This window comes from Sulfurisphaera sp., from assembly GCF_059755235.1.
Genome location: NZ_DBPRYF010000043.1, coordinates 1 through 6,152, shown reverse-complemented (window position 1 = coordinate 6,152; position 6,152 = coordinate 1). Strand labels below are relative to the sequence as shown.

Genomic DNA, 6,152 nt, shown 5'->3' with positions numbered 1-6,152 from the left:
TATGCTTCCATTTCTGCTAACAATTACCTTCATATAGTAACTTTTCGTAAACGTTCATAAAAACTTTTCTTACTGTTTTTCAGAAAGACCTTGATTAAAATCCTCCAGCAGTAGATATAGTTCCTCCGAAACCTAGTATGTTTGCAATTATTGCGACTGCAATTATTAACGTAATGATCATGAAGAAATAATAATCAAGTCTTGTGAACTTTAACTCCTCTAAAGAAGTCCTTAAAATTATTATGACAACTATAATTGCTACCACAAGGTAAGCTATCACAAATGATGTGCCATTATAAGGAATAAATGAACCTTGATGATGAGTCATTTCTTTTTTACCAGATATATTTTTGTCTATACATATTTCTACTCATATATAAACTTTCATGTGATAAGCAATAATAATTTTCATCAATAATTACGCTAGCACGTAAATTTCAAAAACTGTTTGGATCAAATTTTTAAATAGATCTTCAAAGGATATTACCATGAAAAAAATAAGTTCTATTTTAGCCCTCTTGTTTTTCCTATCCCCTATAGCGCTATTAATTACCCCAGCAAGTGCTTCTGCTAATTCAACAATAATAATGTACCAGCATTACTCATCCACACTTGAGTCAAACCCCTCGGGGATACACTACTCTTATTCTAGCGTTTTTTACAATACAACGTCTCCAAACCAACAAGAGCAGAGAACTTATAGTAGTTACTCTTATGACGTCAGTGTAGGAAGCTTAAGTAACTTTACTGGACAGATAAAAGTCACGTTATCACAATATAACATTTCAGTATCTTCAAGTATTCCTCAACTGGCAAGAGTTTTATTGATAGAACCAAGCCTAATTGAAGAAGTAGTATGGGCTGGGTTTACTAATAGTTCAGCCACTGTTAGTGGTTTAGCTTACTTTAACTCCTCAGCAGAACTTGTACTTCAGTTCTTGAACGGAAGCAGTTTTGCAAATGTTACATTTAACTTGAATCATACACAATCTTCTTATTCAGAAACCGTTTCTCTCTTGCTTAACAAAGTGAATTTAACACTAAATGGTGAAGCACAATTTACTCTTTCTATTCAATCAACATATCCAGAAAGATATCATAGAATGGAATTCCAATATCAAGGAGTGCCTGCTGAAGCTAACTACAATACTTCAACAGCTTACTTTGATAATACTTATGCTCCTGCAATGATATGGAGTACTCAAGTAAGTGGTTCCTTTTCTGTTGACACTTTTAACCTAGGAGGCAATGTAGAATTTACTGCAATTGAATTCTTTGGAGTTAACGGCACAGTAGCTGGTTATCTTGAGAACCACTTCTTCTCAAACTATGTAAATACTGAAGGAATGTTTATACAAAACAAGCATTATGCAGTCTCTTCAGACTTAAAAATCGTAATTAACCCATCAGTTAAAATCTCTCACCCTAGAGTAACTACTACAGTTATGATAAGCGGTACGCCTGCGGTAATTGAAATAACTAATAATGGCATAGAGAGCACCGGGAACGTTAATCTTTATCATCAAGTTAATGTAAATTCACCAGCTAACTTAGTACTTGTTAATGTAACTAATGGACAAGGATATGTTGTAGTTTATCAGAATGGAACAGCACAGCCAGTTAAGTTAGTCCCACCAGCCTCCGTTACTCAGACTAACGTAACATTAGGTGGTAAAAGCTATACCGCACAGCAGGTAAATGTTAACGCGTCTGGAAACATGGTGTTTAACGTAAGTATGATGAAAAATGAGACGTTTGCAGTATTTAAACAAACCAGTAACGGATTAGTTCAACTTAATTCCAATAATTACTTCGTTTATAACGGGCATATTGTAGTATTTGATGACCCTTCAACTACTTACTATGTGGTTTATGGTTATTCTCCAGGTTCATCTACCCCATATTTAACGTTAGCAATAGTCATAGTAATCATAGTAGTAATAGTTGCGGTTGCGTTACTAATGTTAAGAAGAAAGATGTAGAACTCTTTTCTTATTAAGCAATATTTTTCTTTATAACTCTATAAGCATTTTTCCATAACACTTCCTCTTCATGTCCTTCTAATGCTTTAGCCAAATCTTTGACTTTTAATATATTTTCAAAGCCTTGAGGGGTTTCTTCTATTCCCAGAAAGTCTGTACCAAGGGCTACATATTCCCATCCAAAACTTTCTCCCAAATACTTAATACTTTCAATAATACCGTTAATTGTTGGTTCCTTTAATGTTGAAACTATTGCAGTAATTCCAATGACACCACCAGTCTTAACTATAGCTTCAATCTCATCGTCATCTAAGTTCCTCTTGTGTTCCTTAAGCCTAGTAAAGTTTGTGTGGGAATCTATAACAGGTTTTTTGGTTATCGAAGCTACATCAAGAACAGTCTGTTTTCCGGCATGAGCTAGGTCAATGATTATTCCTAATTCATTTGCAAGTTTAACTAGCTTTTCTCCTTCAGATGTTAATCCATAGTCTTTTTTAGACATACAAGAGGAAGCAAACTTGTTATCATAATTCCATGTTAAGCCTATATTCAAGACGTGAAGTTCCTTAAGCAAATATAAGTCAGTATAATCCCTTAAGACGTCAGCTCCTTCAAGTGATAAAAGGAACTTTATACTGGGAGTCTCTAAGTCTTCTACTTTTCTCACGATTTTAGCTAACCCTTTTCTTTCGAGGTAATAATAGAATTTCACTTGGTCTATGAAGAGCTCAAAATAGAAATTTGTTGATTTTGTTGGAGTTCCATAGAGTAAAGTTAGTTCCTCACTTCTTTCATCAATCGTATTTACGTGAGGGAAAATAGAAGCGAAAACTAGGGGGTCAAGCTCCCTTAGCATTTTTATACTCGACTGGTGATCCCCTTCAATAATGTCAATATTTTGAGCTGAATATGCAAAATCTTCATGCAAATCAACTATTTTCATGAGGAAAAGTTTGAAGTTCAAGATAATAAGCATGCAAGTACCATAACGAAATGAGACAATGAAAAGTAAGCTAAACATTATTGTGTGTAAGCAGTGAAAAGCTAAATACAAAAAAGAAGATATTGAATAATGTGGAAATAACACTTCAATTTATTAAGCAAACAATATTAGACACCGCTAAGAGGTTCATTATTCAAGTTGATAAGGTAATCTTATTTGGATCTAGAGCTAGAGGGGATTATAGAGAAGATTCAGATTGGGATATATTAGTTGTAACTGAAGAGAAATTAGATAGAAGAAAATACCTACAGTTTTATTCCGCTGTTATAAGGGCATTACATGAGAAAAAGATTGAGAGCGATTTAATTATAGTAGACAAAGAGACTTTTGAAAAGAAAAAACACATAGTAAATACTATAGTAAATGAAGCTTTTAGAGAAGGAATCCCATTATGACAGATGAGATTATCGATGAAGTTAGGAGGCGGTTGAAGAAAACTGATGCAGACTTAAGAGTTTCTAAGGAATTACTAGACCTAAATGAGGAACCTTGGATTATAACGTTTCACGCTCAACAAGCGATTGAAAAGTATCTGAAAGCATACTTAGTTTATAAGCAAGTTAAGTTTAAGAAAACTCATGACATTTTAGATCTATTAGATCTTTGCATAAACGAAGATAAAGAATTTGAGAAACTTAAGGAATTGGACTTAGAGGGATTTTCAGAATATGCAACAGAATTTAGGCATCCATCGTATTTAGAACCTACCTTAGAGGAGGCTGAGGAAGCGATTAGAATAGCTGAAAAGGTAAGAGAGCTTGTAGTTAAAAAGCTTAACATAAGTGTATAAATAAGGAAGCCTTTTAGTTAAAGAAAGTAAAGACATGGGGGACAATAGCAGTCCCTCAAGAAGTAAAACTTTTAGTTAAAGAAAGTAAAGACTGATGTGGTCTTCGCTCATTCAATTTGTTGATGATTAACAGAAGAAAGAAAAGGTTTTATGTGCTACAGATAAACATATTCTACGCTGTCGGCTTTCTCAGACCAGTTTACACTTAAAAACTTTAAGCTTGGCTACGTTAGGCTTTCAGATAGTACAAATATCATCTTGCGAGTTGCAGTCATTGATATTAAACCTCTTCAAACTTCTTCCCCATTTGGAGTCGAATTTAACGTTATAACTGTCAGCGGAATCTCTGTTCACCCTTCTCAGTCTGTGCTGAATGAGGTAAAGGACAGACCAACTATTGAACCAAATAAAACTCCGTCAGATGGTTGGACTTTAGTTAATGTTACTGAAAAGCAGTCAGCCTATGAGGAGGTCGAATATCTTTTTAATGAGAAATATACAATAAGAGCAGAAGTCGAACCTCTAATGGTTGTTAAAAACACAAAATACAAAAGTGTGCAAGAGCAACCAATTTATATACTGAGGAGTGCTAAGAAAATAACCTGGAAAAAGGTCGATTAACTATGCTTTCCCAGACCTATGGTTCAAGTTTGGAGACTGTTAATGAAGAAGATATAGGTAATCTGCAGAGAGGAGCAGTTCTTTCATTAACTATGATTTATGAAATAATTAGCAAAATGGGGAAAGAAGAGATACTTCAAATTTTGAAAAGTTACGTCAAGGTAGAACTTATTATAAATAAAATTGAGGAAAATATGAGCTTAGAAGAACTCACGGCATTACTCTTGTGGTTAGACACTATATTAGAGCCTTTAAATATATACATAGCTGATGTTTTTCCTTTCCCTGATGTAGAAACTGACGAGATATTATTTATAGGGGTAGAACTAAAGGGCTGTAATAGCAGAGATACTTGGAGTGATCTATGTAAATCTATCAAGGGGGAAATGAGAAAAGAAGGATTTAAAGATCTTGTCGGCGAAGTAGGTTTGATATGTCATCAATAGAGAAGTTGAATCCGAGAAAGTTATTTGAGTTAATAGATCGTTTTATAAACAGCGGTGTAATTGACGAAGTGATGATGAGAAGAATTGCTAGCTCGCTACTTCTTTCTTTGTACAATTACTGGAGCATAAAGGCTTACGTAAAGTATAACAGTCGGTATAATGTCAAGGGGAGAAGTTCTCCGAGAAGAGACAACGTTCCTCATAAATGGTTTTTTAAAGATATGCTTATGCAGGGTTTAGACTCCTCATAAAAGATTTATACAACCACTTTATAAAAAAAGAGCGAAGAGATTTAATAAGGGAATCTTATTATTGTCAAATTATGTTAACACTTTGTAAGGATTTTTTTAAAACAATTTTATATTCTCCCACCATCGATATATCTTTATGTTAGAAAACTACGACTTGAAGTATGCAAATAAAGCTTTACTCATCCTTGCTCCAATTGCAATTGCCGTAATGTATACAGAGTCAATGTTAATACCTTCTCTTCCTACCATAGCAGATGATTATAATGTTAACACAGCAACCGTTAGTTGGGTTCTGACTGCGTACTTAATTAGTGGAGTAATCGCAAATCCAATTATCGGAAAACTAGGTGATATTTATGGTAAAAAGAGGATTCTAGTTTATGTAATGATTATATATACTATAGCAGTAACCCTAGACGGTTTTGCCCCAAACTTCGGACTTTTTATAGTTTTTAGAACTCTTCAAGGAATTGGTTTGGGAATGTTTCCTTTAGCTTTTAGTTTAATCAGAGAAGAGTTTCCTCCACAACTAGTACCTAGGGCTCAAGGAATTGTTAGTGCTATGTTTGGAATCGGCTCAGCAGTAAGTCTACCTATAGCTGCGACTGTAGCCCAAGATTTAAGTTGGCAATATAACTACCACTTGGTAATTCCTTTTGTGATACTCCTTACTGTCTTGACTTATAAAGAAATAAGAGAAAGCAGATACACTAATCCTAATACGAAGATTGATTACGTCGGAGCTTCCTTACTGGGTATCTCCTTAGCTCTTATGACAACAGCGTTTTCAGAGGCACCAACATGGGGATGGAGCTCGTCTCTCTTTACTGTAACAATGTTTACTGGTCTTGCTCTTTTTGCAGCTTTCCTCATTGTAGAGAGAAAGATTAAGTCTCCTTTGATGCCAGTTAATCTTTTAGGTAAAAGGAATGTGCTAGTGGCTAATGTTGCTGCATTTGTAGCAGGTTTTGGAATTTTTATGGCTTATCAGTCAATCACATATCTACTGGAGTTACCTAAGCCAGTGGGTTTTGACTTAGATATACTTTCTACTGGTTT

At 34.5% G+C, this 6,152-nt stretch carries 9 protein-coding genes; 7 read left to right on the top strand and 2 right to left on the bottom strand.

The genetic code is table 11. The annotated features are described in order from the left end of the window. Positions 1–94 precede the first annotated feature (94 nt). Complete coding sequence (locus tag AC3OCB_RS06735; protein ID WP_498341573.1) at positions 95–328, bottom strand: hypothetical protein; 234 nt, start codon at positions 326–328, stop codon at positions 95–97. A 160-nt stretch (positions 329–488) separates the two neighbouring features. Between AC3OCB_RS06735 and AC3OCB_RS06730 the strand changes: the two genes are divergently transcribed. Continuing rightward, on the top strand, positions 489–1,982 hold the full coding sequence (locus AC3OCB_RS06730) for a hypothetical protein (RefSeq protein ID WP_498341572.1): 1,494 nt from the start codon (positions 489–491) through the stop codon (positions 1,980–1,982). Positions 1,983–1,995: 13 nt separating this feature from the next. Here the strand turns inward: AC3OCB_RS06730 and AC3OCB_RS06725 are convergent, their stop codons facing one another. Continuing rightward, positions 1,996–2,925: a dipeptidase gene (locus tag AC3OCB_RS06725; RefSeq protein ID WP_498341571.1), complete on the bottom strand. Its 930-nt coding sequence runs from the start codon at positions 2,923–2,925 to the stop codon at positions 1,996–1,998. Positions 2,926–3,056: 131 nt separating this feature from the next. On the opposite strand from AC3OCB_RS06725, the gene AC3OCB_RS06720 reads away from it, so the two are divergent. The 6 genes from AC3OCB_RS06720 to AC3OCB_RS06695 all read left to right on the top strand — a co-directional run. Then, the gene (locus tag AC3OCB_RS06720) at positions 3,057–3,380 is read left to right on the top strand and encodes a nucleotidyltransferase domain-containing protein (protein WP_498341569.1); all 324 of its coding nucleotides are present in this window, start codon (positions 3,057–3,059) and stop codon (positions 3,378–3,380) included. Next, positions 3,377–3,775: a HEPN domain-containing protein gene (locus AC3OCB_RS06715; RefSeq protein WP_498341568.1), complete on the top strand. Its 399-nt coding sequence runs from the start codon at positions 3,377–3,379 to the stop codon at positions 3,773–3,775. Before AC3OCB_RS06720 ends, AC3OCB_RS06715 begins: the two co-directional genes overlap by 4 nt. Positions 3,776–4,033: 258 nt before the next feature. Next, on the top strand, positions 4,034–4,396 hold the full coding sequence (locus tag AC3OCB_RS06710; protein WP_498341566.1) for a hypothetical protein: 363 nt from the start codon (positions 4,034–4,036) through the stop codon (positions 4,394–4,396). 2 nt (positions 4,397–4,398) lie between these two features. After that, on the top strand, positions 4,399–4,842 hold the full coding sequence (locus tag AC3OCB_RS06705) for a hypothetical protein (protein WP_498341565.1): 444 nt from the start codon (positions 4,399–4,401) through the stop codon (positions 4,840–4,842). Further along, positions 4,830–5,093 carry a hypothetical protein gene (locus tag AC3OCB_RS06700; protein ID WP_498341564.1) on the top strand — a complete coding sequence of 88 codons (264 nt, stop codon included), beginning with the start codon at positions 4,830–4,832 and terminating at the stop codon, positions 5,091–5,093. Before AC3OCB_RS06705 ends, AC3OCB_RS06700 begins: the two co-directional genes overlap by 13 nt. Before the next feature lie 136 nt (positions 5,094–5,229). After that, the coding region (locus AC3OCB_RS06695; protein ID WP_498341563.1) for an MFS transporter at positions 5,230–6,152 on the top strand (923 nt) is incomplete at its 3' end.